This window comes from Candidatus Pelagibacter sp. HIMB1709, assembly GCF_052047635.1.
Classification (GTDB): domain Bacteria; phylum Pseudomonadota; class Alphaproteobacteria; order Pelagibacterales; family Pelagibacteraceae; genus Pelagibacter.
The window spans coordinates 87,286-112,552 of record NZ_JBNAJW010000001.1 but is presented as its reverse complement, the minus strand read 5'-3'; the positions used below and the strand labels follow the sequence as shown (position 1 = coordinate 112,552).

At 29.7% G+C, this 25,267-nt stretch carries 38 protein-coding genes; 5 read left to right on the top strand and 33 right to left on the bottom strand.

Annotated features, from left to right (window positions below):
- Positions 1-25 precede the first annotated feature (25 nt).
- Genes topA through ACTTAR_RS00645 form a run of 3 tightly spaced genes read left to right on the top strand, consistent with a single transcriptional unit; the run spans position 26 to position 3,356 of the window.
- Complete coding sequence (topA, locus tag ACTTAR_RS00655; protein ID WP_440697424.1) at positions 26-2,611, top strand: type I DNA topoisomerase; 2,586 nt, start codon at positions 26-28, stop codon at positions 2,609-2,611.
- Positions 2,608-2,895, top strand: coding sequence for a hypothetical protein (locus tag ACTTAR_RS00650; protein WP_440697423.1), 288 nt, complete (start codon positions 2,608-2,610; stop codon positions 2,893-2,895). The genes topA and ACTTAR_RS00650 overlap by 4 nt, the downstream gene beginning before the upstream one ends.
- On the top strand, positions 2,895-3,356 hold the full coding sequence (locus ACTTAR_RS00645; RefSeq protein ID WP_440697422.1) for a RidA family protein: 462 nt from the start codon (positions 2,895-2,897) through the stop codon (positions 3,354-3,356). Before ACTTAR_RS00650 ends, ACTTAR_RS00645 begins: the two co-directional genes overlap by 1 nt.
- A gap of 1 nt (position 3,357) precedes the next feature.
- On the opposite strand, the gene ACTTAR_RS00640 is transcribed toward ACTTAR_RS00645, so the two are convergent.
- The gene (locus ACTTAR_RS00640; protein WP_440697421.1) at positions 3,358-4,656 is read right to left on the bottom strand and encodes a UDP-glucose dehydrogenase family protein; all 1,299 of its coding nucleotides are present in this window, start codon (positions 4,654-4,656) and stop codon (positions 3,358-3,360) included.
- On the bottom strand, positions 4,653-5,468 hold the full coding sequence (locus tag ACTTAR_RS00635) for a sugar phosphate nucleotidyltransferase (protein WP_440697420.1): 816 nt from the start codon (positions 5,466-5,468) through the stop codon (positions 4,653-4,655). Before ACTTAR_RS00635 ends, ACTTAR_RS00640 begins: the two co-directional genes overlap by 4 nt.
- Positions 5,469-5,502: 34 nt before the next feature.
- Here ACTTAR_RS00635 and ACTTAR_RS00630 point away from each other — a divergent pair, with 34 nt between their 5' ends.
- Positions 5,503-6,318: a pantoate--beta-alanine ligase gene (locus tag ACTTAR_RS00630; RefSeq protein ID WP_440697419.1), complete on the top strand. Its 816-nt coding sequence runs from the start codon at positions 5,503-5,505 to the stop codon at positions 6,316-6,318.
- On the opposite strand, the gene mgtE is transcribed toward ACTTAR_RS00630, so the two are convergent.
- Complete coding sequence (mgtE, locus tag ACTTAR_RS00625) at positions 6,315-7,688, bottom strand: magnesium transporter (RefSeq protein WP_440618349.1); 1,374 nt, start codon at positions 7,686-7,688, stop codon at positions 6,315-6,317. The two genes, ACTTAR_RS00630 and mgtE, sit on opposite strands and share 4 nt — an antisense overlap.
- Before the next feature lie 61 nt (positions 7,689-7,749).
- Between mgtE and lipB the strand changes: the two genes are divergently transcribed.
- Positions 7,750-8,367, top strand: a complete 618-nt coding sequence (gene lipB, locus ACTTAR_RS00620; RefSeq protein WP_440697418.1) for a lipoyl(octanoyl) transferase LipB — start codon at positions 7,750-7,752, stop codon at positions 8,365-8,367.
- Here the strand turns inward: lipB and ACTTAR_RS00615 are convergent.
- The 30 genes from ACTTAR_RS00615 to rpsL are packed head-to-tail and all read right to left on the bottom strand — an operon-like array spanning position 8,345 to position 25,132.
- On the bottom strand, positions 8,345-9,262 hold the full coding sequence (locus tag ACTTAR_RS00615) for an RluA family pseudouridine synthase (RefSeq protein ID WP_440697417.1): 918 nt from the start codon (positions 9,260-9,262) through the stop codon (positions 8,345-8,347). The two genes, lipB and ACTTAR_RS00615, sit on opposite strands and share 23 nt — an antisense overlap.
- A gap of 10 nt (positions 9,263-9,272) precedes the next feature.
- Entirely contained in the window at positions 9,273-9,716 is a 444-nt protein-coding gene (gene rplQ / locus ACTTAR_RS00610) for a 50S ribosomal protein L17 (RefSeq protein WP_262589113.1), read from the bottom strand.
- Positions 9,716-10,744 carry a DNA-directed RNA polymerase subunit alpha gene (locus tag ACTTAR_RS00605; RefSeq protein ID WP_075506787.1) on the bottom strand — a complete coding sequence of 343 codons (1,029 nt, stop codon included), beginning with the start codon at positions 10,742-10,744 and terminating at the stop codon, positions 9,716-9,718. The genes rplQ and ACTTAR_RS00605 overlap by 1 nt, the downstream gene beginning before the upstream one ends.
- A complete protein-coding gene (gene rpsK, locus ACTTAR_RS00600; protein ID WP_440680705.1) occupies positions 10,744-11,193 on the bottom strand; it encodes a 30S ribosomal protein S11 in 450 nt (149 codons plus the stop codon). The genes ACTTAR_RS00605 and rpsK overlap by 1 nt, the downstream gene beginning before the upstream one ends.
- A gap of 2 nt (positions 11,194-11,195) precedes the next feature.
- Complete coding sequence (rpsM, locus tag ACTTAR_RS00595) at positions 11,196-11,579, bottom strand: 30S ribosomal protein S13 (protein WP_075506789.1); 384 nt, start codon at positions 11,577-11,579, stop codon at positions 11,196-11,198.
- A 55-nt stretch (positions 11,580-11,634) separates the two neighbouring features.
- Positions 11,635-12,198 carry an adenylate kinase gene (locus ACTTAR_RS00590; protein WP_440656745.1) on the bottom strand — a complete coding sequence of 188 codons (564 nt, stop codon included), beginning with the start codon at positions 12,196-12,198 and terminating at the stop codon, positions 11,635-11,637.
- The gene (gene secY, locus ACTTAR_RS00585) at positions 12,199-13,479 is read right to left on the bottom strand and encodes a preprotein translocase subunit SecY (RefSeq protein ID WP_075506791.1); all 1,281 of its coding nucleotides are present in this window, start codon (positions 13,477-13,479) and stop codon (positions 12,199-12,201) included.
- A 9-nt stretch (positions 13,480-13,488) separates the two neighbouring features.
- A complete protein-coding gene (rplO, locus tag ACTTAR_RS00580; protein WP_075506792.1) occupies positions 13,489-13,941 on the bottom strand; it encodes a 50S ribosomal protein L15 in 453 nt (150 codons plus the stop codon).
- On the bottom strand, positions 13,941-14,456 hold the full coding sequence (gene rpsE / locus ACTTAR_RS00575) for a 30S ribosomal protein S5 (RefSeq protein ID WP_075506793.1): 516 nt from the start codon (positions 14,454-14,456) through the stop codon (positions 13,941-13,943). The genes rplO and rpsE overlap by 1 nt, the downstream gene beginning before the upstream one ends.
- A gap of 2 nt (positions 14,457-14,458) precedes the next feature.
- On the bottom strand, positions 14,459-14,815 hold the full coding sequence (gene rplR, locus ACTTAR_RS00570) for a 50S ribosomal protein L18 (protein ID WP_262589109.1): 357 nt from the start codon (positions 14,813-14,815) through the stop codon (positions 14,459-14,461).
- Positions 14,815-15,354: a 50S ribosomal protein L6 gene (rplF, locus tag ACTTAR_RS00565; protein ID WP_262589108.1), complete on the bottom strand. Its 540-nt coding sequence runs from the start codon at positions 15,352-15,354 to the stop codon at positions 14,815-14,817. The genes rplR and rplF overlap by 1 nt, the downstream gene beginning before the upstream one ends.
- Positions 15,354-15,749 carry a 30S ribosomal protein S8 gene (gene rpsH / locus ACTTAR_RS00560; RefSeq protein WP_428080012.1) on the bottom strand — a complete coding sequence of 132 codons (396 nt, stop codon included), beginning with the start codon at positions 15,747-15,749 and terminating at the stop codon, positions 15,354-15,356. The genes rplF and rpsH overlap by 1 nt, the downstream gene beginning before the upstream one ends.
- Positions 15,750-15,760: 11 nt before the next feature.
- Positions 15,761-16,066 carry a 30S ribosomal protein S14 gene (rpsN, locus tag ACTTAR_RS00555; protein WP_075506797.1) on the bottom strand — a complete coding sequence of 102 codons (306 nt, stop codon included), beginning with the start codon at positions 16,064-16,066 and terminating at the stop codon, positions 15,761-15,763.
- A 2-nt stretch (positions 16,067-16,068) separates the two neighbouring features.
- Positions 16,069-16,623, bottom strand: coding sequence for a 50S ribosomal protein L5 (gene rplE / locus ACTTAR_RS00550; protein WP_262589106.1), 555 nt, complete (start codon positions 16,621-16,623; stop codon positions 16,069-16,071).
- Positions 16,623-16,868, bottom strand: a complete 246-nt coding sequence (rplX, locus tag ACTTAR_RS00545) for a 50S ribosomal protein L24 (protein ID WP_262589105.1) — start codon at positions 16,866-16,868, stop codon at positions 16,623-16,625. The genes rplE and rplX overlap by 1 nt, the downstream gene beginning before the upstream one ends.
- Before the next feature lies 1 nt (position 16,869).
- Positions 16,870-17,238, bottom strand: a complete 369-nt coding sequence (rplN, locus tag ACTTAR_RS00540; protein WP_008544079.1) for a 50S ribosomal protein L14 — start codon at positions 17,236-17,238, stop codon at positions 16,870-16,872.
- Positions 17,238-17,474, bottom strand: coding sequence for a 30S ribosomal protein S17 (rpsQ, locus tag ACTTAR_RS00535; protein ID WP_428080011.1), 237 nt, complete (start codon positions 17,472-17,474; stop codon positions 17,238-17,240). Before rpsQ ends, rplN begins: the two co-directional genes overlap by 1 nt.
- Positions 17,467-17,658, bottom strand: a complete 192-nt coding sequence (rpmC, locus tag ACTTAR_RS00530) for a 50S ribosomal protein L29 (RefSeq protein WP_440697416.1) — start codon at positions 17,656-17,658, stop codon at positions 17,467-17,469. The genes rpsQ and rpmC overlap by 8 nt, the downstream gene beginning before the upstream one ends.
- Complete coding sequence (rplP, locus tag ACTTAR_RS00525) at positions 17,659-18,069, bottom strand: 50S ribosomal protein L16 (RefSeq protein WP_075506803.1); 411 nt, start codon at positions 18,067-18,069, stop codon at positions 17,659-17,661. It lies immediately after the preceding gene.
- Positions 18,069-18,749 carry a 30S ribosomal protein S3 gene (gene rpsC, locus ACTTAR_RS00520; RefSeq protein ID WP_440697415.1) on the bottom strand — a complete coding sequence of 227 codons (681 nt, stop codon included), beginning with the start codon at positions 18,747-18,749 and terminating at the stop codon, positions 18,069-18,071. The genes rplP and rpsC overlap by 1 nt, the downstream gene beginning before the upstream one ends.
- A complete protein-coding gene (gene rplV, locus ACTTAR_RS00515; protein WP_075506805.1) occupies positions 18,733-19,131 on the bottom strand; it encodes a 50S ribosomal protein L22 in 399 nt (132 codons plus the stop codon). The genes rpsC and rplV overlap by 17 nt, the downstream gene beginning before the upstream one ends.
- Positions 19,132-19,133: 2 nt before the next feature.
- Entirely contained in the window at positions 19,134-19,424 is a 291-nt protein-coding gene (rpsS, locus tag ACTTAR_RS00510; protein ID WP_075506806.1) for a 30S ribosomal protein S19, read from the bottom strand.
- Positions 19,424-20,263, bottom strand: a complete 840-nt coding sequence (gene rplB, locus ACTTAR_RS00505; RefSeq protein WP_075506807.1) for a 50S ribosomal protein L2 — start codon at positions 20,261-20,263, stop codon at positions 19,424-19,426. The genes rpsS and rplB overlap by 1 nt, the downstream gene beginning before the upstream one ends.
- Positions 20,264-20,266: 3 nt before the next feature.
- Complete coding sequence (gene rplW / locus ACTTAR_RS00500; protein WP_262589101.1) at positions 20,267-20,560, bottom strand: 50S ribosomal protein L23; 294 nt, start codon at positions 20,558-20,560, stop codon at positions 20,267-20,269.
- A gap of 1 nt (position 20,561) precedes the next feature.
- Positions 20,562-21,185 (bottom strand): 50S ribosomal protein L4, encoded by a 624-nt coding sequence (gene rplD / locus ACTTAR_RS00495; RefSeq protein ID WP_262589100.1) that lies wholly within the window; start codon positions 21,183-21,185, stop codon positions 20,562-20,564.
- Positions 21,185-21,895 carry a 50S ribosomal protein L3 gene (gene rplC, locus ACTTAR_RS00490; RefSeq protein ID WP_428080010.1) on the bottom strand — a complete coding sequence of 237 codons (711 nt, stop codon included), beginning with the start codon at positions 21,893-21,895 and terminating at the stop codon, positions 21,185-21,187. The genes rplD and rplC overlap by 1 nt, the downstream gene beginning before the upstream one ends.
- A 2-nt stretch (positions 21,896-21,897) precedes the next feature.
- Positions 21,898-22,206 carry a 30S ribosomal protein S10 gene (gene rpsJ / locus ACTTAR_RS00485; protein WP_023853699.1) on the bottom strand — a complete coding sequence of 103 codons (309 nt, stop codon included), beginning with the start codon at positions 22,204-22,206 and terminating at the stop codon, positions 21,898-21,900.
- Positions 22,206-24,284, bottom strand: a complete 2,079-nt coding sequence (gene fusA / locus ACTTAR_RS00480; protein ID WP_440676382.1) for an elongation factor G — start codon at positions 24,282-24,284, stop codon at positions 22,206-22,208. The genes rpsJ and fusA overlap by 1 nt, the downstream gene beginning before the upstream one ends.
- A gap of 6 nt (positions 24,285-24,290) precedes the next feature.
- Complete coding sequence (gene rpsG, locus ACTTAR_RS00475; RefSeq protein ID WP_075506812.1) at positions 24,291-24,761, bottom strand: 30S ribosomal protein S7; 471 nt, start codon at positions 24,759-24,761, stop codon at positions 24,291-24,293.
- Positions 24,761-25,132, bottom strand: a complete 372-nt coding sequence (gene rpsL, locus ACTTAR_RS00470) for a 30S ribosomal protein S12 (protein ID WP_075506813.1) — start codon at positions 25,130-25,132, stop codon at positions 24,761-24,763. Before rpsL ends, rpsG begins: the two co-directional genes overlap by 1 nt.
- Positions 25,133-25,267: the final 135 nt, after the last annotated feature.

Genomic DNA, 25,267 nt, shown 5'->3' with positions numbered 1-25,267 from the left:
ACACTTTTAAGTAGTTTGTTAAATTATGAATCTAGTCATAGTTGAAAGTCCTGCAAAAGCTAAAACCATCAACAAATACCTTGGTGATAATTATACTGTTTTAGCTAGTTATGGTCATATAAGAGATCTACCATCAAAAAATGGATCGGTTGACCCTGATCATAATTTTAAAATGGAATGGGAAGTTGATAGTTTTTCAAAAAAATATTTAAAAGAAATAACTGATGTTGCAAAAGAATCCTCTAAAATAATACTTGCGACTGACCCTGACCGTGAAGGTGAAGCTATAGCATGGCATGTTAAAGAATATCTTGATGAAAAAAAACTTTTAAAAGATAAAGAAATTGAAAGAGTTGTTTTTAATGAGATAACAAAAAAAGCCGTAATTCATGGTATTGAAAATCCACGACAAATCGAACCTTTGTTAGTGGATGCCTACATGGCAAGAAGAGCTCTTGATTACTTGGTTGGTTTTAACATTTCTCCTATACTTTGGACTAAACTACCAGGGTCAAAATCAGCTGGAAGAGTTCAGTCTGTAGCTTTAAAATTAATCACTGAAAGAGAGCATGAAATAGAATTATTTAATCCTGAGGAATTTTGGACACTTACTCTTAAATTTGGAGATGATAATAAAAACACTATTACTGCAAGCATCTCACAATTAAATGGTAACAAAATAGAAAAATTTACTTTTAGAGACAAGAATAGCATTGAAAAAGCAATCAAAGAAATAAAAGAGAAAAAATTTCAAATAACAGATATTTCATCAAAAGTTGTAAAAAGAAACCCCTCTGGTCCATTTACAACTTCAACATTACAACAAGTTGCATCTAGTAGATTAGGTTTTGGAGCTTCAAGAACAATGCAAATTGCACAAAAATTATATCAAGGTGTTGAGATTGATGGAGATACTGTTGGATTGATTACTTATATGAGAACTGATGGAACTAACTTATCAGCTGATGCAGTAAATGATTTTAGAAATTTTATTAAAAGTGAGTATGGTAGTGAATATTTGCCTGTATCTGCAAATAATTATTCTGGTAAAAAAGCTAAGAACGCACAAGAAGCTCATGAAGCTATTAGGCCTACAGATATAAATAGAGCACCAGACACTTTAAAAAAATATTTAAGCAATGATCAACAAAAACTATACAATTTAATTTGGTCCAGAGCTTTGTCCTCACAAATGGAAGTTGCCCAATTTGATAGAAATACCATAACAATAGAATCTGAAGATAAACAAACAATATGTAAGGCAAGTGGCTCTGTACTTAAATTTGATGGTTTTTTAAAAGTTTACTCAAATACAAGTAAAGATGATGATGAAGAAATTTTACCAGAAATGTCTAAAGGGCCAGTTAATATTGAAGCATTAATGGATGAACAACATTTTACACAGCCACCTCCAAGGTATTCTGAAGCAAGTTTAGTAAAAAAATTAGAAGAATTGGGAATCGGTAGACCTTCTACTTATGCAAGTATAATTTCAACTATAGCTAATCGTGGTTATGCAGAAATAGTAAATAAAAGGTTTTTTCCAACTGATCGTGGAAAACTTATCTCTGCCTTTTTAGAAAAATTATTTTCTAAATATGTAGATTATAACTTTACTGCAGGTTTGGAAGATCAATTAGATGAAATTACAACTGGTAAAGAAAGCTGGATAAAAGTTTTAGAAATTTTTTGGAAAGATTTTAATAATAACGTTTCTGAGGTTAAAGAGAAAAGAACTAGAGAAGTTTTAGATCTTTTAAATGAAAGTTTAGGTGCTTTAATTTTTGATACTGATAAAGATGGAAACGTTGTTCGAAAGTGCCAACTATGTGATACGGGTTCACTAAGTCTTAAAAATAGTTTTAGAGGTGGAGCTTTTATAGGATGCTCAAATTATCCAGAGTGTAAATTTACTAGACCCTTGTCTAAAGCAAAAGCAGCAGCTCAATCGCAGTTAGCAGAACCTAAATTTTTAGGAAAACATGAAAATGGTAATGATATATATCTGAAAAATGGAAGATTTGGTCCCTATCTTCAATATGAAAAACTTGAGGAAGAAAAATTAGATGAGACAAAAACTAAAAAAAAGAAAAAAACCAAAAAATCTAAACCGGATGTTAATGAATTAATTAAAAATGTTTCTATACCAAAAGGTTTAGAGTTAGAAAATATAGACTTAGAAAAAGCTCAGTTTTTATGTTCTCTTCCAAAATCAATTGGTGTTAACCCTGATAATCAAAAAGAAATAATTTTAAATACTGGAAGATTTGGTCCTTATCTTAAGTGTGAAAACAAATCCGCTAGAATAGAGAACATTGATGAAATTTTCTCTATAGGATTAAATCGAGCAATTACTCTTATTGCTGAAGCAAAACCAGGAAGAATGTCTTCTTCAATTATTAAGGATTTAGGAGAACACCCAGAAGATAAAAAACCAGTTAGAGTTATGAAGGGACAATATGGTCCTTACATTAAATACAAATCTTTAAATGCAACAATTCCTGAAGAAAAAGATCCAACAGATCTTACAATGGAAGAGGCTTTAATCTTAATTGAAAAAAGAAGAGAATACGACAAAAACAAAAAAGGCAAAAATAAAAAGAAAAAATGAGAAAAATATTTATAATTTTTATAATTTTTTTTTTCAAAAGTACCTTTTCATTTGCAGAAGAAAATAAATGTAGTGAATTTAAAAAATTATCTAAAGAGTACTTAGCATGTAATGCAAAAAAATTAAAAGAAGCAAGTTCAAAGAAAGCTAAAGAATTAAAGGATGGAACATCAAAAAAAACTCAAGAATTAAAAAAAGGGACATCTAAAAAAGCCAAAGAACTGAAAGAAAATCTTGTAGAAATTGGAGATAAAGTTAAAAATAAGATAAAAAAAATAGAATAATGAATTTTAATAAAAAAATAGAAGAATTAAAAATAGAACTTCCAGAGGCGAAGGCTCCTGTTGGATCTTATGTAGCAACAAAAAAGTCTGGAAATTTACTTTTTATTTCTGGTCAAATTTCGATTAATGAAAATGGAGAATTAATTAAGGGAAAAGTTGGAAAAGATTTAAGTACAGAACAAGGTTATGAAGCTGCAAAAAGATGTGGATTAAGTTTAGTTGCTCAAGCAAAAGCTGCTTGTGATGGAGATTTGTCTAAAATAAAATCATGTATCAAATTAACTGGATTTGTTAATTCAACAAATGACTTTACTGAACAGCCAAAAGTAATTAATGGAGCTTCAGATTTAGTTGCATCAATATTTGGAGATGCTGGCATGCATACAAGAGCTGCGGTAAGTACTAATAGTTTGCCACTAGGAGTTTCTGTTGAAGTTGATGCAATATTTGAGCTAAACTAGACTATCTTCCAATACCAAAATAATTGATATTTAATTTTTTCATTTTTGAAGGAGAATACATGTTTCTCATGTCATAAATTTTAAAATTTCTCTTTTTTACTAATTTTTTAAAGTTTAATAATTTAAAATCATTCCATTCAGTATGTAAAATTATTAAATCACTATTCAAGCATGCAGCTTTTATATTATTAAAATGCTTAACATTTTTTAATTTTTTAAATTCCTCCTTCTCACCAGTCGGATCAAAGTATCTAATTTTACAGTTTTTTTTGTTAAAATACTTAATCATAGGTATGCTAGAGGCTTCTCTCATATCATCTGTATTTGGTTTAAATGTTACTCCAAGAAATGTAATTGTTTTATTTAAAAGTTTACTATTTAAAATTTTCTCAACTCTTTTTATTGATAAAAATCTACGTTTATCATTCGATGAAACTACAGTTTTAACGATAGACAAATCTGTATTAAATTTTTTACCTGTATCAATTAAAGCTCTGGTATCTTTTGGAAAGCATGATCCTCCATAGGCTGGTCCTGCTCTCAAAAATCTATCACCAATACGCTCATCAGATCCCATACCAAATGAAATATCTTTTACATCTATACCCGCTTTTTCACAAAGATTTGCAATCTCATTAATAAATGAAATTTTTGTAGCTAAAAAAGCATTTGAAGCATATTTTATTAACTCAGCACCTCTTCTAGAGGTATTAAAATATCTACTATTTTTCTTTATTATGGGCATGTAAAGTGACTTTAAAATCTTGTTGGCTTTTTTACTATCAGTTCCAATAACTACTCTATCTGGATAGATAAAATCTCTTATGGCCTCACCTTCTCTTAAAAACTCAGGATTAGAAACGATATCAACTAATTTTCTTTTTTTTAAATTTTTTAAAATATTTTCAATTTTATCACCAGTAGTAACTGGGACTGTAGATTTAGTTATTATTATTTTATAACTTTTAATTATCTTTTTTAATTCTTTTGCAACACTAAAAACATATTTTAAATCAGCTGAATTGCTATTTTTTTTAGTTGGGGTTCCAACACATATAAAAATTATATCTGAACTTGAAACTGCTTTTTTTAAATCTGTAGTAAATTTCAAACGATTTTGTTTATAATTTTTTTTTAACATCTCTTCTAAACCAGGCTCATAAATAGGAACATTGCCTTTATTCAATTCTTCTATTTTTTTTTTATCTTTATCTACACAGTAAACAATATTACCAACATCAGAAAAACAGACACCACTAACCAAACCAACATAACCTGTACCTATCATGCAAAGTTTCATATTTTTCCTATTTCTTTGTTTGAATTAATAAATCCTTGCATCGTCCCACAATCTAAATATTTACCTGAAAAATTATGTGCAATAAATTTTTCACCTTCTTTAATTAAAGTCTGAATAGCATCTGTTATGTGTATTTCACCACCATTACCAGGTTTTTGCTTGGATAGTTTATTAAATATTGTTTTAGGAAGAATATATCGTCCAATTACTGCTTTATTGGAGGGAGCATTTTTAATTGAAGGTTTTTCAACCACTCCATCAATGTAATAATCATTTTTTGATATTTTTTTGTTTAAACTATAGATGCCCCATCTTGAAACTGTTTTGGAATTAACTTTCATACTGGCCATTACAGAAGATTTATGTTCATGATGAACTTTAATCATGTCTTTGGAGCAGTTTCTTTTTATTATCAAATCATCTGGTAGCAACATTAAAAAATATTTATCTTTTATATATTTTCTTGTTTTAAATACAGCGTCACCTGTTCCTTTTGGTATATTTTGATAAACAAATTTTATTAGTTTTTTATATTTTAATATTTTTTTATACTCAGCAATTATTCTAGGATCTTTTTTCTTTTTAATAATTTTTTTATAAAAAGCGTCACTATAAAAATAGTTTTTAATCATTTTTTTTTTATTTGATATGATGAAAACAATTTCTTTTATACCAGCCTCAATGCATTCATCTAAAATATATTCAATTCCTGGCTTTCCATTTATTGGAAGTAGTTCTTTTGCAAAAACACTTGTTAAAGGCAAAAGTCTAGTTCCTTGACCTGCTAGAGGAATAATTGCTTGTTTAATCATATAAATGTTTTACTTATCTAGTTTTCTAATTCAAATGAAAATTTTATTAAATAATAATTCATTATTTAAAGCTTTAAGGCCATTTAATGATATTGGTTTTGTTCCTACAATGGGAAGTATACATGAGGGTCATTTATCACTTATAGAAAGATCAAATCGAACTTGCAAAAAGACAATAGTAAGTATTTTTGTCAACCCCAAACAATTTAACAATAAAAAAGATTTCAAGAACTATCCCACAAATATTAATGAAGATATTAAAATTTTAAAAAAAACTAAAAAAGTAGATTTCTTATACATCCCAAAATTTAAAGACATTTATAATAATAATAAAAAATCAAACATAAAAATCGCAAATAAATACAAAATTTTATGTGCTAAATATAGAAAAGGGCATTTTGAAGGAGTTCTAGATGTAATGGGAAGATTAACTAATTTAATAAATCCAAAAAAAATATTTATGGGTAAAAAAGATTATCAACAATATTTCTTAATAAAAAAATATCTAAAAAATAAATGTAAAGCTTCTATTATTCCATGCAAAACAATCAGAAATAAAAGCAAAATAGCTTTGTCTTCAAGAAATAATCATTTAGATTTAAATGGAATTAAAAAAGCAAGTTTTTTGAGCAAAAATTTAATTAAATTAAAAAGAAATTTAGCAAATAGTAAAAAAATAAAACAAAAATTAAAAATTCAAATGAAATATTTTGAGAAGTTTTTAAAAATTAAAATTGAATACTTGGAATTAAGATCAATTAAAAATCTTAAAATATCTAATGCTGTTAAAGGCTCACGTTTATTTGTTGCTTACTATATTGATAACATAAGATTAATTGATAACTTTTAAAGAAAGTAAGCCCCAACACCTAAAAATGACACAAAACCTATTACATCAGTAATGGTCGTAACAAAAACACTAGATGCAATTGCGGGATCAATATTCATTTTTTTTAATGTAAAAGGAACAAGAATACCAAACAGTCCAGCTATAATCATAGTTAGTACCATTGATATTGAAATAATTATTGAAAGAATACTATCTTGAAACCAAATTTGAACAATTAAAGCACTTATAGCGGCAAATATAATTCCATTTAATATACCAATTGAAAATTCTTTAAAAACATTTGATGAAAAATTATTTTGGGTTAAGTCATTAGTTGCAATTGTTCTGACTGTAACAGCTAATGTTTGCATTCCTGCATTACCGCCCATTGAAGCAACAATTGGCATTAGGAAAGCAAGAACAACCATTTGCTCGATAGTTGCTCCAAACAGACTAATACACCAAGTAGCTAAAAAAGCGGTAAATAAATTCAGTAAAAGCCAGTTAAATCTTCTTTTGGTTTTTGTAACAACACCATCTGTAATTTCCTCATCACCTACACCTGCAAGTCTTAATGCATCTTCCTCAGCCTCTTCTTTTAGGACTGTAAGAACATCATCGTTCATAATCATTCCTACCAATTTATTATTTTTATCAATTACAGCTGCTGAATTTAGATTATAATTTTCAAATAGATTAGCCACCTCCTCTTTGTCCATATCAACAGGAACTAATAGTTGAGACTCTGACATGATGCTTGCCATTTTTGTGTCTCTTGGTGAAGTAAGCACTCTTGATGATGGAACTGTTCCAATAGGTTTAAATTCTTCATTAACAATAAAAATTTCCAAAAATTCTTCAGGCAAATCTTTATTTTCTCTCAAATAGTCAATTGTTTGACCTACAGACCAGTTGCTTGGTATAGCTGTAAACTCACGCTGCATAAGTCTAGCAGCAGTATCTTCTGGATAGCTTAAGCTTTCTAACAGAGCAAATCTGTCTTTAGGCGGTAATGAGCTTAATATAGTATTCTTGTCTTCTTCAGGTACATTTTCTAAAATCGAAATAGCATCATCTGACTCTAAGTTAGTAAGAATAGTTACAATTGAATCTGAAGATAAATATTTAATTATTTCTGTTTGTATAGACTCATTTAATTCTACAAAAACCTCTGCATCAATATTAAAATTATTTAGTTTAATTAAACTTTCTCTATCGCTAATACTTAAGTGTTCAATTATGTCTGCTGCATCAGCAGGGTGCATTTCATTGAATGAATCGTTAATAAATTTTGCATCATTGTCAGCTATTTTAGAGGTAACAACTCTCAAATATTCTTTATTGAATTCAAAATTTACTTTTTTATCTTTAGTTTTTTTAATTAAAGACATAAATGTACCTATAATTTAGTTGTGCACTATTAATACATAATTAAAATATTACAAATTTTAAATGGATATAGAGATCAAAAAGTCAATAAAACCGGTAAATTATTTTGAGGCAATTGATTTATTAGAGTCTAGATTAAAAAATATTACAGCTAATAAAGAAAAAGAATTAATTTGGATTCTAGAGCATCCTGAAATTTTTACCGCAGGTACATCGTATAAAGAAAATGAAATAATTGATAAGTCAATTGATCTATTAAAAACAAACAGAGGTGGAAAAATTACATATCATGGTCCAGGTCAATTAATTTGTTATTTTGTTATTGATCTGAGAGAAAAAAAAGACATTAGAAAATTTATTACAACTATTGAAAATACAATTATTCAAAGTTTAAAAAAATATAATATTGAAACCTTTCCTGATAAAGAAAATATTGGAATATGGTATAAAGACAAAAATGAAATTCAAAAAATTGCTGCGATAGGTATTAGAGTGAGTAAGTGGATTGCATATCATGGATTTGCAATAAATGTTGATAACAACCTAGAAAATTATAAAAAAATAGTACCTTGTGGAATTTTAGATAAAGGTGTGACAAATTTAAAAAAAATTTCAAATCAAGATTATTCTAACTTAAATAATGAAATTATTGAAAATTTTATTTCAAATTTGAAAAACTAAGTCTTTTTGATTTTAACAACTTTTTAAAATATTCTGGCAATAAAGCTGAATAAGTATGCTTCATATCATTTATTTTAAATTTAATTTGATACGAGTGCAGCATAAGATTTTTATTTATACCTTTGTCTGACTTAGATAGTTTGTATTTCGTATCACCAAATATAGGATTTCCAATTGCAAAAAGTTGTTTACGTAACTGATGTTTTCTTCCAGTTATTGGTTTTAACTCTAATAAAGATGCTTCAGAATTTTTATCTATTACCTTGAATATAGTTTTTGCTTTTTCTACTAATTTTTTATCTCCATCATATCTTATTAAGTCATCATCCCAAACACCTGAGTTTTTATTTATTTCTCCTTGGCATATGGCAAGATAAGTTTTATGTACTTTTCGTAATCTAAATAATGATGTTAGTAACTGTGCGCTCTCTCTATTTTTCGCCATTATGAATACACCAGATGTATCTTTGTCTAATCTATGAACAGAATAAGGTTTTGTTCCTTTAAAAATTTCACTCTTTGCGAAAATATCAACTAAGTTTTTTTTAGATTTTGTACCACCTTGTACTGATATTCCTGATGCTTTATTTAATACAACAAAATTATCATTATCATCAATTATTTGATCTTCGTTTGATTTTATTATTTCTTTAGTTGGTAAAAATTTTATTTTTTTTTGTTCTACTCTTTCTTTAAATTCAATATTAAAGATATTTATTTGATCTCCTTTTTTTATTTTGTGAGAACTTTTAACTTTTTTTTTGTTAATTTTAATTTTTCCTGTCCTAAGATATTTTTCAATTAAACCTTGAGGTATTTTTCCAATATTTAATCTCATCCATCTATCAATACGCATATCATTACACGTTGAATCAACGATGTATGACTTGTTCATGACTTAGGATTTAAGCTGTAGCTTGTTTATTTTCTTCTGTTTTTGGAGCTTCTTTTGACGTATCTTTTTTCTTCTTATCTACTCTTTTGGCCTCAACATCTCTATCTACAAATTCTATGATTGCCATTGGAGCATTATCACCATATCTAAAACCCGCTTTAATAATTCTAGTATAGCCACCTTTTCTATTTGAATATCTTTTAGAAAGAGTTTTTTTTACTTTATTAGCTGATTTAATATCCTGCAATTGAGACACAAGCATCTTAGTTGTTTGCAATGTATCTTTTTTACCTAAAGTAATAATTTTGTCAGCTTGAGGTCTTAAAAATTTTGCTTTGGGTAATGTAGTTTTGATCTGTTCATATTTTATCAAAGAATTTAACATATTCTTTAACAGAGCTTTTCTATGCTCAGAAGTTCTATTTAATTTTTTATTGGCTAAGCCGTGTCTCATTAAATTGCTTCCTCTAATTTTTTAGACATTTCTGCAATATTATCTGGTGGCCAGTTAGGTATTTCCATGCCTAAATACAGAGACATTCCAGTTAGAACTTCTTTAATCTCATTTAAAGATTTTCTACCAAAATTTGGTGTTCTTAACATTTCACCCTCAGATTTTTGAACTAAATCACCAATATAAATTATGTTGTCATTTTTTAAGCAATTCATTGATCTTACAGATAGCTCTAGTTCATCAACTTTTCTTAATAAATTCTTATTAAATTCAGGCTCAGATGAAACTTCTTTTACTGGAGCTTCGACAGGTTCATCAAAATTAACAAACATTTTCAACTGGTCTTGAAAAATTCTAGCAGAATACGCAACAGCATCTTCTGCTGAAATTGAACCATTAGTTTCTACTTCCATTGTTAATTTGTCATAATCAAGAGCTTTTCCTTCTCTTGCTGTGCTAACAGAATAAGAAACTTTTTTTACAGGACTATACAAAGAGTCAATGGCAATTAAACCTAATGGTGGCTCCTCTGGTTTATTTAGCTCAGCTGGAACATAACCTTTTCCAGTGTTTACATTCATTTCCATGTGAAAAGTAGTATTTTCATCTAAGTTACAGATTACTAACTCAGGATTTAAAATTTCCACATCAGTCACAGGAGCAATGTCTGAAGCTTTTATTTCACCCGGACCTTTAGCGTCTAAAACTAATTTTTTTGTACCTTCAGAATTACATTTTAATGCTAGAGATTTAACATTTAACACTATGTCTGTTACATCTTCTCTTACACCTTTAATTGATGTAAATTCATGTAGAACACCATCTATTTGTATAGAAGTAACCGCAGCTCCTCTGATTGAAGAAAGCAAAATTCTTCTTAAAGAGTTTCCTAAAGTTAATCCGTAACCCTTTTCTAAAGGCTCAGCTATAATCTTAGCATGTGTTAAGTCATCACTAATTTGAACATCTAATTTAGATGGTTTAATCAAAGATTTCCAATTTTTAACATTAACGTTTTCTACTTCCATTAAACTCTCCTTTTTTTTGGTGGTCTAGTTCCGTTATGAGGCATCGGTGTTGTGTCTTTAATTGACAAAATTTTAAAACCTCTTGCTTGTAAAGCTCTTAATGCTGTTTCTCTTCCTGAACCAGGGCCTTTTACCTCAACAGATAAAGTTTTCATTCCATACTCTAATGCTTTTGATGCTGCGGAGTCCGCTGCTATTTGAGCTGCATAAGGTGTAGATTTTCTTGATCCTTTAAATCCTTTCTGTCCAGCAGATGCCCAGGATATTACATTTCCATTTGTATCAGCAATTGAAATTATGGTGTTGTTAAATGTCGACTGCACATAAGCAATTCCATTTAAAATATTCTTTTTTATCTTTTTCTTTTTTGAATAAGAGCTCTTTGCACTTTTTTTAGAAGATTTTTCTACCTTCTGATCTTTATTGTCAGTTTTTTCTATTTTTGCCATTATTATTTTTTAGTTGGTGTTAATTTCTTCCCTGCAATAGCGATTGCTTTTCCTTTTCTTGTTCTTGCATTGCATCTTGTTCTTTGACCTCTTACAGGTAATTTTTTTCTATGTCTTGTTCCTCTATAACATGCAAGATCTATTAATCTTTTAATACTTAAAGAATAATCTCTTCTAAGATCTCCTTCCACTTTAAAATTTTGATCAATGTATTCTCTTATTTTTAAAATTTCATCATCAGTTAACTCATTCACTCTTTTGGCTCTTGGAATTTCTAGAGAAGAACAAATTTGTTGTGAGAATTTATCTCCAATTCCGTAAATATATGTTAGTCCAATGTGGACAAGTTTATTTTGTGGAATGTTTATACCTGCGATACGAGCCATAATTTTTGTGATAAATTGTGCCTTTTATATAAGAAGATTAATCAAAGTCAACGTCTTAAACATTTATAAAAGTGTCTATTTTCCTTGTTATTTCGTCTATTTCTAAGCTCCCATCAATTTCCTTAAATTTAGGATTCTCTGAGTAGTAATTAAGAACTGGCTCTGTGGTGTTCATGTATGTGTCAAAACGTTTTAGAATAGTATTTGTTTCATCGTCTGATCTATTTTCAATAATTTTTCTTTTCTCTAGTCTTTTTACCACTGTATCTTTATCAACTTTAAGATACAAAATTAAATCTATCTTTTGATTTGATGCCTCGAGTAAGATATCTAAATTTTTTGCTTGGCTCAAAGATCTAGGGTATCCATCAAATATTAGTCTATTTTTTTTTTGAGGGTCAGAAACTAAATTTTCAATAAGCTTATTTACAATTTCATCACTTACAAATTTACCATTTTTCATGTCATTGGTAATCATCTTACCAATATCCGAATTTTTATAAATTTCTTCTCTTAAAAGTTCGCCAGTTGAGATCTGAAAGGAATTTAATTTCTTTACTAAATATTTAGCTTGAGTACCTTTACCAGCACCAGGCGGTCCAAACAAAACTATATTCACTTACTTTCCAAATTTAGTTTTTTTAATTAATTGTTCGTATTGAGAACTCATTAGTCTTGTTTGAATTTGAGTTACAGTATCAATAGCCACAACAACAACAATTAAAATAGAAGCACCACCCAAATAAAAGGGAATTGGATAATTAGCTATTAAAAATTCTGGCATTAAACATACAAGAGTCAAATATAGAGCACCTATTGTAGTAAGTTTAGTTAAAATATTTTCAATATATAATGCTGTACTTTCACCAGGTCTAATTCCTGGAACAAAGCCACCATATTTTCTTAAGTTTTCTGCTGTTTCAGTTGGGTTAAATGTAATTGAAGTATAGAAAAATGTAAAAAATATTATACCAGATGCATATAGCAACATGTACAAAGGTTGACCTTGAGTAAAATAAGAACTCAAGTTTAAAAAAGTTTCATTATTTGAAAAAGAAAAATTAGAAAAAGTAACAGGTAACAATAATAAAGCAGATGCAAAAATTGCTGGTATTACTCCTGCTTGGTTAATTTTTAATGGCAAATGAGAGGACTCTCCACCATACATTTTATTTCCCATTTGTCTTTTAGGATAATTGATAAGAATTTTTCTTAACGCTCTCTCCATAAAAACTACAAATAAAATAGTTAATATTAATAGAACAAAAATTGCTAGGATCATGAAAGTTGACACAGCTCCTGTTCTACCTAATTCAAAAGTTGTAACTAAAGCTCTAGGTATTTCGGCAACAATACCAGCAAAAATAATTAAAGAAATTCCATTACCAATTCCTCTTTGAGTGATTTGTTCTCCTAGCCACATAAGAAAAATTGTACCAGCAACAATAGTTGTCACTGTTGTAATTTTAAAAAATGCTCCTGGATTAATTACCAAATCTGCAGAAGATTCTAAACCTACCGATAAACCATAACCTTGAACTGTAGCAAGTAAAACTGTTCCATATCTTGTTATTTGAGTAATCTTTGCTCTACCTGTTTCTCCCTGTGCTTTTAAATTCTTAAAATAATCTGAAACCCCTGTTAACAACTGAACTATAATAGCAGATGATATGTATGGCATTATACCAAGAGCGAAAATTGCCATTCTACTAACTGCTCCTCCAGCAAAAACATTAAACATACCAAGTAACCCTTTTTGATTGCCATCCATCATGATTTTTAATTGTTCTGGATCAATTCCTGGTAAAGGAACAAATGTACCAAATCTATATACTGCAAGAATTGCTATGGTAAAAATTATTCTATTTCTTAGATCATTTGTTGAAGATGATGCACTCATTTAAACAAATTATTTTTTTAATTGAATAGATCCACCAATTTTTTCTAGTTTTTCTATTGCTGATTTTGATGCTAAGTCAGCCTCAATATTAATTTTATCTTTTAACTCTCCAGTACCTAATATTTTTAATTTTGTAGAGTTTTTGTTTATTAATTTTAATTTTTTTAGAGATGAAGAATTAAGCACTTCATTTGGATTAATATTTTTTTTATCAATATAAGACTGAATTTTTTCTAAATTTAAAATTGCTATGTTTTCTCTGGAAATTGGATTAAAGCCTCTTTTAGGTAATCTTCTATACAAAGGCATTTGACCACCTTCAAAACTTTTAATTGCTACACCAGATCTAGATTTTTGACCTTTAACACCTCTCCCAGATGTCTTACCTTTTCCAGAACCAATACCTCTTCCTACTCTAATTTTAGGTTTATTAATTTTCTGTCTTGTATTTAATGTAATCATTATCCTCTTTTTTCAATAATTTCTGATATTTTTTTATTTCTTATTGCTGAAATTTGTTTTGGTGAATTTTGTTTCATTAAAGCTTTCATGGTTGCTCTAATCACATTGTGTGCATTTGATGTGCCCATTGATTTAGCAACAATATCTTTTACACCCAATACCTCGCATACTGCTCTAACTGGACCACCTGCAATAATACCTGTACCTTTTGATGCTGCTCTTAAAACTATTCTACCAGAGCCATCTTTAGCTTTCACATCATGATGAATTGTTCTTCCTTCTCTCAAAGGTATATGTGTTAATTTTCTTCTCGCCATTTCATTAGCTTTTTTAATTGCATCTGGAACCTGTTTTGCTTTAGCGTGTGCTATTCCAATTTTTCCAGCCTGATTCCCTACAACTACAAGAGCTGAAAAACCAAATCTTCTTCCACCTTTTACAACTTTTGTAATTCTGTTGATATGAACTAACTTTTCTAAAATATCGTCTGTTTTTTTATCTTTGTTATTTTCCATAATTAAAATTCCATCCCATTTTCTCTTAACGTGTCTGCAAATGCTTTAATTCTACCATGATATTTATAAGATCCTCTATCAAAATAAATTTTTGTAATATTTTTTTCCTGAGCTTTTTTTGCAAGCTTTTGGGCAACTAATTTTGAAAGCTCTGTTTTGTTAATTTTATCAGATGATTTTAAATCTTTCTCAATGGATGAAGCTGATAACAAAGTTACTTTTTTTGTATCATCAATGATTTGAGCTGAAATATTTTTGGCAGATCTTGAAATACTTAATCTAAATCTATCTTTTGGAGCAACTTTTTTTACTTTATTGCTAACTCTAAATCTTTTTCTAATACTAGTGTTTAGTTTCATTATTTTTTCTTACCTTCTTTTTTAAGAACATATTGGCCTTTTTCTCTAACACCTTTACCCTTATATGGCTCAATTTTTCTAAATGTTTTAATTTTTGATGCAACTTCACCAACTAATTGTTTGTCAGATCCAGTGATCTTAAGTGTAGTTTGTTTTTCTACAGCAATTTTAATTCCTTCTGGAATGTCAAAATCAATATCATGACTGTAGCCTAATTGTAAATTTAGCTGATTTCCTTTTAATGCCGCTCTATATCCAACACCTACAAGCTCTAACACTTTTTCATAGCCAGTGCTTGAACCAATTACAGCATTATTAATTAAACTTCTGTTCATGCCCCAAAGTCGTTTAGAATTTTGGTCAATTTTTTTTGGTTTTATTGAAATTTCTTTTCCTTCTTTGATATCCAAATTAAACATATCCAAATCAATATTTATTGATTTCTTTCCTAATGGCCCTTCTATATTTATAATATTGCCAGCTAAAGCCACTTTAACTTTTTCAGGGATTGATATATTTATTTTTCCAATTTTAGACATTAAAATACCTTACAAATAATTTCGCCACCAACACGTTGTTTTCTGGCGTCAATATCAGTCATTACACCTTTTGGTGTAGAAACTATTGCAATACCAAGACCGTTATTAATTTTAGGTAAACCTTCTGCACTAGAAAAAATTCTTCTTCCTGGTTTAGAAACTCTTTCAAATGCACTGATAACTGGGTTACCAGAGTGATATTTAAGTTCTAAAGACAATGTTGGTTTATTATCCTCTGAACTGATTTTAAAATCTTTTATAAAACCTTCATTTTTAAGTATATCTGCAATTTTAGATTTAAAGTTTGATGATGGCAGATCTACTTTTTTATGATTTCTCGCTTGAGCATTCTTAACTCTAGCTATCATATCTCCTATTGGGTCACTTAAACTCATAATTTTCCTTCCTACCAGCTCGACTTAACTAAGCCAGGTATTTTTCCTTGTAATCCTAATTGTCTAAGAGCAATTCTTGATATTTTTAATTTTCTATAAACACCATGTGGCCTACCTGTTATTTCACATCTATTCATCACTCTTGTTTTAGCTGAATTTCTTGGCAATTTTGATAATTTCTGCTGTGCCTTAAATCTTTCCTCTAATGGAAGTTTTTTATCCATTATTATTTTTTTCAAATTTTGTCTTTTCTTGAACATTTTGTCTGAAAGTTTAATTCTTTTTTTGTTTTTATTTACAGCACTAAGTTTAGCCATTTTTAATTGTCTCCTTTTTTAATAAATGGAAAATTCATTTTTTCTAATAATGCAAAGCTGTGCTCTTTGTTAATTGCTTTTATAACAATAACGATATCTAAGCCTCTAACTTTATCAGCTCTATCAAAACTAACTTCGGGAAATATGATATGTTCCTTTATGCCAAAAGTATAATTTCCGAATTTATCAAAACCTTTCGGTGATAATCCTCTAAAATCTTTAATTCTTGGAAGAGCAATATTAACCAATCTGTCTAAAAATTCATACATTTTGTTCTTTCTTAAAGTAACTTTTAAACCTGCATTAGACCCTTTTCTTGTCTTAAAGTTTGCTACAGATTTTTTAAATTTTGTAGTTACAGGTTTTTGGCCTGTTATCTTAGCCATATCCTCTTCACATGATTTAAGAATTTTAGAGTCTGAACCATCTAAACCAAGACCCATGTTCAAAACAATTTTCTCAATTCTTGGAGCCATGTAAATATTTTTGAAGCCAAATTGATCTTTTAAAGCTGGTTGTATTTCTTTATTAAAAATTTCTTTTAATCTTGGAGTCATTATTTCTTAGCCTCTTTTTTCTTTTCTGCTTTTTCATCTATTAATTTTAAATTTGATAAATGAATAAAACCTTCTTTTGAAAAAATACCACCTTTTTTCTCTTTTGTTGTTTTAACGTGTTTTTTAACCATATTAATTTCTTTTACTTTGGCTCTATTGTTTGCTCTGTCGATTTCGATAACTTCACCTTCTTTTTTTTTGTCTTTTCCAGTTAGCACTCTTACTTTTAGACCTTTTTTAATCATCTTATAAAACCTCCGGTGCTAGTGAAATTATTTTCATTTGCCCTCTACTTCTTAATTCTCTAGTTACAGGGCCAAATATTCTAGTACCAACTGGTTCACCCTTATCATCAACTAATACTGCTGCATTATTATCAAATTTTACTTTTGATCCATCGTTTCTATGAATCCCTTTTTTAACTCTTACTACTACAGCTTTATGAACAGTTCCTTTCTTTACTTTGCCCTTAGGGATAGCCTCTTTCACAGCAATTACAATTGTATCTCCAATGCTGGCATATCTTCTCTTAGATCCACCCAATACTTTGATGCACTCTATTCTTTTTGCACCTGTGTTGTCAGCAACTTGTAATTCTGTCTGTACACCAATCATTATTTATTATTCTCCATAACTTGAAACTTTTTATTTTTTGAAAATGGTTTGCTTTCAATAATTGAAACTTTATCACCTGTTTTAAATGTATTATTTTCATCATGAGCATTGTAATTTTTTCTGACTCTAATGACTTTTTTCAATACAGGGTGTGAATATTTTCTCTCTACCATAACTGTAATTGTTTTATTAGGTTTGTCGCTTATCACCACTCCTGTTAATATTTTTTTAGGCATTTGTTTTTCCTTTTAAAATTGTTTTCAATCTTGCAATTGTTTTTCTTGTTTCTCCAATTTTTGCAGGATTAGTTATTTGAGAATTCATTTTTTGAAATCGAAAATTAAATAAGTCTTTTTTAAGCTTATCAATATTTTTGATAACCTCATCTTTACTTAATTTTTTAATCTCTTGTTTTTTCATTTATGCAAATCTCTTTATTGTCTTTGTTTTTATTGGTAACTTTGCTGAAGCTTTATAAAGTGCCTCTTTAGCAATTTGTTCAGAAACACCATCAACTTCAAATAAAATTCTTCCAGGTTTTACTCTACAAGCAAAATATTCTGGTGATCCTTTTCCTTTACCCATTCTAACTTCTATTGGTTTTTTAGAAACTGGAATATTTGGAAAAACTCTTGTCCATACTCTTCCTTGTCTTTTCATGTGTCTAGTTAAAGCAACCCTAGCAGCCTCAATTTGTTTTCCAGTAACTCTTTCAGGCTGTAATGCCTTCAAGGCATATGCACCGTAATTAATAGTACTTGCTCTAGTAGCATTACCATGAATTCTTCCTTTATGAGCTTTTCTCCATTTAGTTCTTACTGGCTGAAGCATTATTGTTTACCTTCCTTTGGAGTGACTTTGTTTGTTTCCTGGCTAAATTCTTTTGCAAAAACTTCACCTTTATAGATCCAAACCTTAATTCCAATAATTCCATATGTTGTAAGAGCTTCCGCTTCTGCATAATCTATATCTGCTCTTAAAGTGTGTGATGGTATACTACCATCTCTTAACCATTCGGTTCTAGCGATCTCATTACCGCCTAATCTTCCACTTACTGAAACTTTAATCCCTTTTGCACCTAGTCTGATACATGATTGCATGGCTCTTTTCATGGCTCTTCTGTATGAAATTCTTTTTACTAACTGTTGTGCAATGTTTTCAGCAACTAAATATGCATTTGTTTCTGGTTTTTTAACCTCTTTGATATTTAAGTTAACTTCATTTGTCGTAAATTTTGATAAGTTATTTTTAATTTTATCAATATCACTACCTTTTTTACCAATTACAAATCCAGGTCTAGATGTGTAAATTGTAACGTAACATTTGTTTGATGTTCTCTCTATCATCACTTTAGATACACCTGAATTAATTACATTTTTCTTGATGTATTCTCTTATTTTAAAATCTTCAATTAGATAGTTGCCAAAATCTTTTTTCTTAGCATACCAAACAGAGTCCCAACCTCTGTTTACACCTAATCTAAAACCTACAGGATTAACCTTTTGTCCCATGTTTCTCCATTTGTTTTGCCTCTGATAAAATTATAGTTACTGTTGACCAAGGTTTTAAAATTGGTGCCGCTCTACCTTTTGCTCTTGGTCTAAATCTTTTCATAACAATTTTTTTTCCACAATACGCTTCTTTGACAATTAAATTGTCAATATCATATTGAAAGTTATTTTCAGCGTTTGCAACAGCTGAGCTAATTGTCTTTCTAATATCTCTTGTAACTCTTTTTTCAGAAAACTGCAGGTCTCTAATAGCTACATCAACCTTTTTACCAACAATACTTTTTAAAATTGGATTAATCTTTCTTACGCTTGATCTAATTCCATTGTTTATAGACTTTACAGTCTTATCGTTATTTTTATCAATTTTCTTTTTCTTGCCCATAATTATTTTTTCTCTGCTGGTTTAGCTTTCTTATCAGCTGGTGTGTGTCCAAAAAAAGTTCTTGTTGGAGCAAACTCTCCTAATTTATGACCCACCATATCCTCTGAAACTGTTATTGGTATAAATTTCTTACCGTTATATATTTGAAAAGCTACCCCTACAAAATCTGGAAGAATAGTAGATTTTCTAGACCAAGTTTTAATTGGAATTTTCTTCGGATCATCTTTGTACTTGTCTACTTTTTTCATCAAGCTTTCTTCAACAAATGGTCCTTTCCATACAGCTCTAGCCATTACTTAGTATCCTTCCTTTTATTTCTTCTCTTAACTATAAATTTATCTGTTCTCTTATTATCTCTAGTTTTTAAACCTTTTGCTGATTGTCCTGTTGGAGACACTGGATGCCTTCCTCCTGCTGACTTACCTTCACCACCTCCATGTGGGTGATCAACTGGATTCTTAACAACACCTCTAGTATGAGGTCTTCTTCCTAACCATCTTGATCTACCAGCTTTTCCAATTTTAATATTTTTTTGATCAGGATTACTTAAAATTCCAATAGTAGCTAAAGCTCTAGAATCTATTTTACGTACTTCACCTGAAGCTAATTTAATTAAACTATAATTTCCATCTAATCCACTAATCGTAACTGAAGAACCAGCTGCTCTAGCTATTTTACCGCCACCACCTGGTTGAATTTCAACGTTATGAATATTGATACCAACAGGTATATCTTGTAACGGCATGCAATTTCCAATTTTAATTTCTTTTTTTGATCCACTCTCAATCTTATCTCCAACTTTAATTTTTTGAGGAGCTAAAAAATACGAATGTGTTCCATCTTCAAATTTAACCAACATGATGTAGCAAGATCTATTCGGATCGTATTCTATTCTTTCAACAGTAGCCTCCATGTCAAATTTTTTTCTATAAAAATCAACATGTCTATACATTTTCTTATGACCACCCGCTCTGTTAATTGAAGTGATGTGTCCATTATTATTTCTACCCTTCATAGCATTTTTTGGGGAAACAAGAGTTTTAAAAGGTTTGCCTTTCCATAGCCCTGTTCTATCTACTAAAATAGTACCTCTAGTAGATTTTGTGTATGGTTTAAAAGTTTTTAATGCCATTTTTTAAATTCCTGTTGTTAGATCAATGCTTTGACCTTTTTTTAGAGTTATGATTGCTTTTTTGTATCCTGAAACTTTCACTTTTTTACCTCTAGTGAGTTTAGTTCTATTTTGTTTATTGATGATGTTAATTTTAGTGACATTAACTTTAAAAATTTTTTCAATATTTTTTTTAAGGTTTTTTTTATTAGCACCGTCAGGAACCTTGAAAGTAATTTTGTTCAATTCTGATAGGTTTGTTGATTTTTCAGTAACAACTGGAAAAAGAATTTTGTCGTATAAATGAATTTTATCCATATTAAGAATACCTTTTCTCCAATTCTTTTACTGAACTTTCGGTAAAAACTACTTTCTTAAATTTTATAATATCGTACGCGCTAAAATGATTTACGTCAGTAACTTTTACGTTTGGAATATTTCTCACAGATTTTTCTATCTTATCTTTTGAATTTTTATCAAGAATAATTAATGAATTAGAAATCTCTAGTTTATTAATTATTGAATTCATTTCTTTTGTTTTTTTAATTTCAGAATTAAAATCATTTAAAATTAATAAGTTCTTATTATTATTTTTTTCAGTAATTAAAGAAGCAACACTTTGTTTCTTTTCATTTTTATTTAACTTTCTTTTTTTGTAAGCTAATTCACCTTTTGGACCATGAGCTATACCACCACCAACAAAAATAGGAGCTTTTCTACTAGCGTGTCTTGCTCCTCCAGTTCCTTTTTGTGCATAAATTTTTGATGTCGGACCTTTCACTTCATTTTGTTGTTTAGTCTTAGCGTGTCTACCTTTGTAGTTGGCATTTGTTTTATATAAAACACTAGCAACTAACTTTTGATTAATCTTTGCAGAAAATATTTTATCTAACACTTCAATAGTATCTTTTTTTCCGTCTATGCTAATTTTATCTAATTTCATTATTTTTTCTTCTTATCTGGTGTTTTTTTTGCTTCCTCAGCAGCAGCTAATTTTTCACTTATTGTCATTTTATTTATATTTTTAACTGATCTTTTAACCATTACTTCAGCATTTTTTGATCCTGGAATAGATCCTTTTAAATAAAGTAGCTCATTTTCTAAATCTGTTTTTATTATTTCGATATTTTGCATTGTTCTTAGCTTATCACCCATATGACCAGCCATTTTTTTTCCTTTAAAAACTTTACCAGGATCTTGACTGTGTCCTGTTGAACCATGAGCTCTATGAGAAATAGAAACACCGTGACTAGCTCTTAAGCCACCAAAGTTATGTCTCTTCATAGCACCAGCAAAACCTTTACCAATTGTTTTTGATCTTGTGTCTACAAATTTAATATCTTTGAAAATTTCTAAACCAAATTCATTTCCTTCTTTGTAAGCAGAAGTATCGTTCACTCTAAATTCTTTTAATTTTTTCTTAGCTTCAGTGTTTTTCTTTGCAAAAACACCTTTCATTGCTTTTGTTAATTTTGAATTTTTTATTTTTCCATACCCAAGTTGAACAGCTTTATAACCTCTTTTTTCTTCCTCAATTACTTGAATAACTCTAGCTTTTTCAACTTTAAGAACTGTAACAGGCACTAATTGACCAGATTTATAAAACTCTCTAGTCATGCCAATTTTCTTACCTAATAAAGCTATCTCACTCATAATTATATTTTTATCTCCACATCTACACCTGAAGCTAAGTCTAGTTTCATTAAAGCCTCTACTGTTTGTGGTGTTGGTTCAATAATATCAATTAATCTTTTGTGAGTTCTAGACTCAAATTGCTCTCTACTTTTTTTATCAATGTGTGGAGATCTTAAAACTGTGTATCTTTCAATTCTCGTAGGAAGTGGTATTGGACCCTTTATAGTGGCTCCAGTTCTTTTAACTGTATTAACTATTTCTTCGGTAGAAGCATCTAAAACTTTATTGTCGTATGCTCTTAATTTAATTCTAATATTTTGTTTTTCCATTAACCTGCTACCTTTTTAGTTACTTCATCTTGAACGTTTTGTGGAACTTTAGAATAATGATCGAAGAACATTGAATATTGCGCTCTTCCTTGTGACATTGATCTTAGATTATTAATGTAGCCAAACATATTAGCTAAAGGGACCATTGCTGTTATAACAGTTGCATTTCCTCTTTGCTCTTGAGTGCTAATTTGGCCTCTTCTACTGTTTAAATCACCAATTACATCACCCATATAATCTTCTGGAGTAACAACTTCCACTCTCATAATAGGCTCTAAAAGCTTTAGTCCACCTTGAGTACAAGCTTCTTTAAAACATGCCCTGCTGGCAAGTTCAAATGCTAGAACGCTTGAGTCTACATCATGATGCAGACCGTCAACAATTGTTACTTTATAATCAATCATAGGAAAACCTGCTAGTATTCCACTATCAGAAACTGTCTCAATACCTTTTTCAACACCAGGGATAAATTCTTTTGGAATAGCTCCACCTTTTATGGCACTTTCAACCTCTCTACCCTTGCCTGGTTCTTGAGGTTCAACAAATAATTTTACTTTAGCAAATTGGCCAGCACCACCACTTTGTTTTTTGTGTATGTATTCAAATTCAGCTGACTTTTCTATTGTTTCTCTGTAAGCAACTTGTGGAGCACCAACATTTGCTTCAACTTTAAATTCTCTTTTCATACGATCAACAATAATATCTAGATGAAGCTCACCCATTCCTTTGATGATTGTCTGACCAGATTCCTCGTCAGATGAAACTCTAAATGAAGGATCTTCTTTAGCTAATCTTGCTAAAGCTTCACCCATTTTTTCTTGGTCACCTTTTGTTTTAGGCTCAACAGCAATTTCAATTACTGGTTCAGGGAATTCCATTGGCTCTAATAAAACAGGATTTTCTTTGTCACACAAAGTGTGTCCTGTCATTGTATTTTTTAAACCTGCCAAAGAAACAATATCACCTGCATTTGCTTCTTTAATATCTTCTCTAGAGTTTGCATGCATTAAAAGCATACGACCAACTCTTTCTTCTTTATCTGATGAAGAATTGTACACAGCTGTACCAGATTTAATTGTACCAGAATAAATTCTAACAAATGTTAATGAACCAACAAATGGATCATTTGCTACTTTAAATGCTAATCCTGAAAAAGATGATCCATCTTCGAATTTCATTTCAATCTCATCATCAGAACCAAGTTTTGTTCCTTTAATAGATCCAATATCCACTGGACTTGGAAGGTAATTAATAACTGCATCTAATAAAGGTTGGACACCTTTATTTTTAAAAGCTGAACCAGTTAAAACAGGCACAAAGCTAAAATTTAAAGTTCCTTTTCTGATACATTTAACTAAATCTTCCTCTTTAATTTCATCACCATTTAAATACGCTTCCATTAGCTTTTCGTCTTGCTCAACTGCAGACTCAATTAATTCAGTTCTGTATTTTTCTGAAATTTCTTTTAAATCATCAGGTATATCTTTATATTCCCACTCTGCGCCTAAAGCTTCATTTTTCCATACTTGAGCTTTCATTTTAACAAGATCAACAACACCAGTTAAAGAAGCTTCAATTCCAATAGGAACTTGTAAAACTAATGGTTTAGCACCCAATCTATCTCTGATCATATCAACACATCTAAAGAAATCTGCACCAGTTCTATCAAGTTTATTTACAAAACAAATTCGTGGAACTTTATATTTGTCTGCTTGTCTCCATACTGTCTCAGATTGAGGCTCTACACCAGCAACTCCATCAAATACAGCCACAGCACCGTCTAATACTTTTAAAGATCTTTCAACTTCAATTGTAAAATCTACGTGGCCTGGAGTATCGATTATGTTAACTCTGTGGTCATTCCAGAAACAAGTTGTTGCTGCAGAAGTAATTGTGATACCTCTTTCTTGTTCTTGCTCCATCCAATCCATTGTTGCAGCACCATCATGTACTTCACCAATTTTATGACTTTTTCCTGTATAATATAAAATTCTTTCTGTAGTAGTTGTTTTACCAGCATCTATGTGGGCCATGATCCCAATGTTTCTATATTTATCTAATGTATGAGTTCTAGCCATAATTTTTTACCATCTAAAATGTGCAAATGCCTTGTTAGACTCTGCCATTTTATGAACATCCTCTCGTTTTTTTACTGCAGCACCTTTTTTTTCATAAGCATCATACAGTTCGTTAAAAATTTTATCTGCCATGTGTTTGTCTTTTCTTTTTCTTGCTGAATCAACTAACCATCTTATTGCAAGTGCTTGAGCTCTTTTGCTTTTTACCTCAACTGGCACTTGGTATGTTGCACCACCTACTCTTCGTGATCTAACCTCTACAGTTGGTTTGATATTGTTAATTGCTTCATTAAAAATATTTATAGGTTCATCTTTAGTTTTTGTTTTAATTTTTTCTATTGCTTCATAAACTATTTTTGCAGCAATACCTCTTTTGCCATCATACATAATGTTGTTTATTAATTTTGGAATTATAGTTGAATTAAATTTTGGATCAGGAACTACATTTTTTTTGGGTTGAGTTTTTTTTCTAGACATTATTTACCTTTTTTTGTTCCGTATAAAGATCTTCTCTGTTTTCTATTTGCAACACCTTGTGTATCTAAATTTCCTCTTAAGATATGATATCTAACACCAGGTAAATCTTTAACCCTTCCACCTCTAATTAGTACTACAGAGTGTTCTTGTAAATTATGACCTTCGCCTGGAATATAAGCAGTTACTTCAAAACCGTTTGACAATCTAACTCTAGCAACTTTTCTTAATGCAGAGTTTGGTTTTTTTGGAGTGGTTGTATAAACTTTAACACAAACACCTCTTTTTAAAGGTTGCTTTTGTAAAGCAGGAACTTTGTTTCTAGAAACTTGTTTAACTCTTTTTTTTCTTAACAACTGATTAATAGTTGGCATAATTTTTTTTTAAAATTAATTAATTTATTTTTGAGATGAAAATAACTGACAGGTTATTTTGTGGCAGCGTTTAGTACCTTAAGAGCACTACATTCCAACCAAAAACATCGCCAAAATACTTATTAATCAGCTATT

Bases quoted from the DNA above. Each gene is read 5' to 3' on its own strand.
- topA (WP_440697424.1), top strand. From the start codon at position 26: ATGAATCTAGTCATAGTTGAAAGTCCTGCAAAAGCTAAAACCATCAAC.
- ACTTAR_RS00650 (WP_440697423.1), top strand. From the start codon at position 2,608: ATGAGAAAAATATTTATAATTTTTATAATTTTTTTTTTCAAAAGTACC.
- ACTTAR_RS00645 (WP_440697422.1), top strand. From the start codon at position 2,895: ATGAATTTTAATAAAAAAATAGAAGAATTAAAAATAGAACTTCCAGAG.
- ACTTAR_RS00640 (WP_440697421.1), bottom strand. From the start codon at position 4,656: ATGAAACTTTGCATGATAGGTACAGGTTATGTTGGTTTGGTTAGTGGT.
- ACTTAR_RS00635 (WP_440697420.1), bottom strand. From the start codon at position 5,468: ATGATTAAACAAGCAATTATTCCTCTAGCAGGTCAAGGAACTAGACTT.
- ACTTAR_RS00630 (WP_440697419.1), top strand. From the start codon at position 5,503: ATGAAAATTTTATTAAATAATAATTCATTATTTAAAGCTTTAAGGCCA.
- mgtE (WP_440618349.1), bottom strand. From the start codon at position 7,688: ATGTCTTTAATTAAAAAAACTAAAGATAAAAAAGTAAATTTTGAATTC.
- lipB (WP_440697418.1), top strand. From the start codon at position 7,750: ATGGATATAGAGATCAAAAAGTCAATAAAACCGGTAAATTATTTTGAG.
- ACTTAR_RS00615 (WP_440697417.1), bottom strand. From the start codon at position 9,262: ATGAACAAGTCATACATCGTTGATTCAACGTGTAATGATATGCGTATT.
- rplQ (WP_262589113.1), bottom strand. From the start codon at position 9,716: ATGAGACACGGCTTAGCCAATAAAAAATTAAATAGAACTTCTGAGCAT.
- ACTTAR_RS00605 (WP_075506787.1), bottom strand. From the start codon at position 10,744: ATGGAAGTAGAAAACGTTAATGTTAAAAATTGGAAATCTTTGATTAAA.
- rpsK (WP_440680705.1), bottom strand. From the start codon at position 11,193: ATGGCAAAAATAGAAAAAACTGACAATAAAGATCAGAAGGTAGAAAAA.
- rpsM (WP_075506789.1), bottom strand. From the start codon at position 11,579: ATGGCTCGTATCGCAGGTATAAACATTCCACAAAATAAACTTGTCCAC.
- secY (WP_075506791.1), bottom strand. From the start codon at position 13,479: ATGAGTGCATCATCTTCAACAAATGATCTAAGAAATAGAATAATTTTT.
- rplO (WP_075506792.1), bottom strand. From the start codon at position 13,941: ATGATTACATTAAATACAAGACAGAAAATTAATAAACCTAAAATTAGA.
- rpsE (WP_075506793.1), bottom strand. From the start codon at position 14,456: ATGGAAAATAACAAAGATAAAAAAACAGACGATATTTTAGAAAAGTTA.
- rplR (WP_262589109.1), bottom strand. From the start codon at position 14,815: ATGAAACTAAACACTAGTATTAGAAAAAGATTTAGAGTTAGCAATAAA.
- rplF (WP_262589108.1), bottom strand. From the start codon at position 15,354: ATGTCTAAAATTGGAAAAATAAATATATCAATCCCTGAAAAAGTTAAA.
- rpsH (WP_428080012.1), bottom strand. From the start codon at position 15,749: ATGAGTTTAAGTGACCCAATAGGAGATATGATAGCTAGAGTTAAGAAT.
- rpsN (WP_075506797.1), bottom strand. From the start codon at position 16,066: ATGGCTAAACTTAGTGCTGTAAATAAAAACAAAAAAAGAATTAAACTT.
- rplE (WP_262589106.1), bottom strand. From the start codon at position 16,623: ATGACTCCAAGATTAAAAGAAATTTTTAATAAAGAAATACAACCAGCT.
- rplX (WP_262589105.1), bottom strand. From the start codon at position 16,868: ATGATTAAAAAAGGTCTAAAAGTAAGAGTGCTAACTGGAAAAGACAAA.
- rplN (WP_008544079.1), bottom strand. From the start codon at position 17,238: ATGATTGGTGTACAGACAGAATTACAAGTTGCTGACAACACAGGTGCA.
- rpsQ (WP_428080011.1), bottom strand. From the start codon at position 17,474: ATGCCTAAAAAAATATTAACAGGAGTGGTGATAAGCGACAAACCTAAT.
- rpmC (WP_440697416.1), bottom strand. From the start codon at position 17,658: ATGAAAAAACAAGAGATTAAAAAATTAAGTAAAGATGAGGTTATCAAA.
- rplP (WP_075506803.1), bottom strand. From the start codon at position 18,069: ATGCTTCAGCCAGTAAGAACTAAATGGAGAAAAGCTCATAAAGGAAGA.
- rpsC (WP_440697415.1), bottom strand. From the start codon at position 18,749: ATGGGACAAAAGGTTAATCCTGTAGGTTTTAGATTAGGTGTAAACAGA.
- rplV (WP_075506805.1), bottom strand. From the start codon at position 19,131: ATGGGCAAGAAAAAGAAAATTGATAAAAATAACGATAAGACTGTAAAG.
- rpsS (WP_075506806.1), bottom strand. From the start codon at position 19,424: ATGGCTAGAGCTGTATGGAAAGGACCATTTGTTGAAGAAAGCTTGATG.
- rplB (WP_075506807.1), bottom strand. From the start codon at position 20,263: ATGGCATTAAAAACTTTTAAACCATACACAAAATCTACTAGAGGTACT.
- rplW (WP_262589101.1), bottom strand. From the start codon at position 20,560: ATGGATAAAATTCATTTATACGACAAAATTCTTTTTCCAGTTGTTACT.
- rplD (WP_262589100.1), bottom strand. From the start codon at position 21,185: ATGAAATTAGATAAAATTAGCATAGACGGAAAAAAAGATACTATTGAA.
- rplC (WP_428080010.1), bottom strand. From the start codon at position 21,895: ATGAGTGAGATAGCTTTATTAGGTAAGAAAATTGGCATGACTAGAGAG.
- rpsJ (WP_023853699.1), bottom strand. From the start codon at position 22,206: ATGGAAAAACAAAATATTAGAATTAAATTAAGAGCATACGACAATAAA.
- fusA (WP_440676382.1), bottom strand. From the start codon at position 24,284: ATGGCTAGAACTCATACATTAGATAAATATAGAAACATTGGGATCATG.
- rpsG (WP_075506812.1), bottom strand. From the start codon at position 24,761: ATGTCTAGAAAAAAAACTCAACCCAAAAAAAATGTAGTTCCTGATCCA.
- rpsL (WP_075506813.1), bottom strand. From the start codon at position 25,132: ATGCCAACTATTAATCAGTTGTTAAGAAAAAAAAGAGTTAAACAAGTT.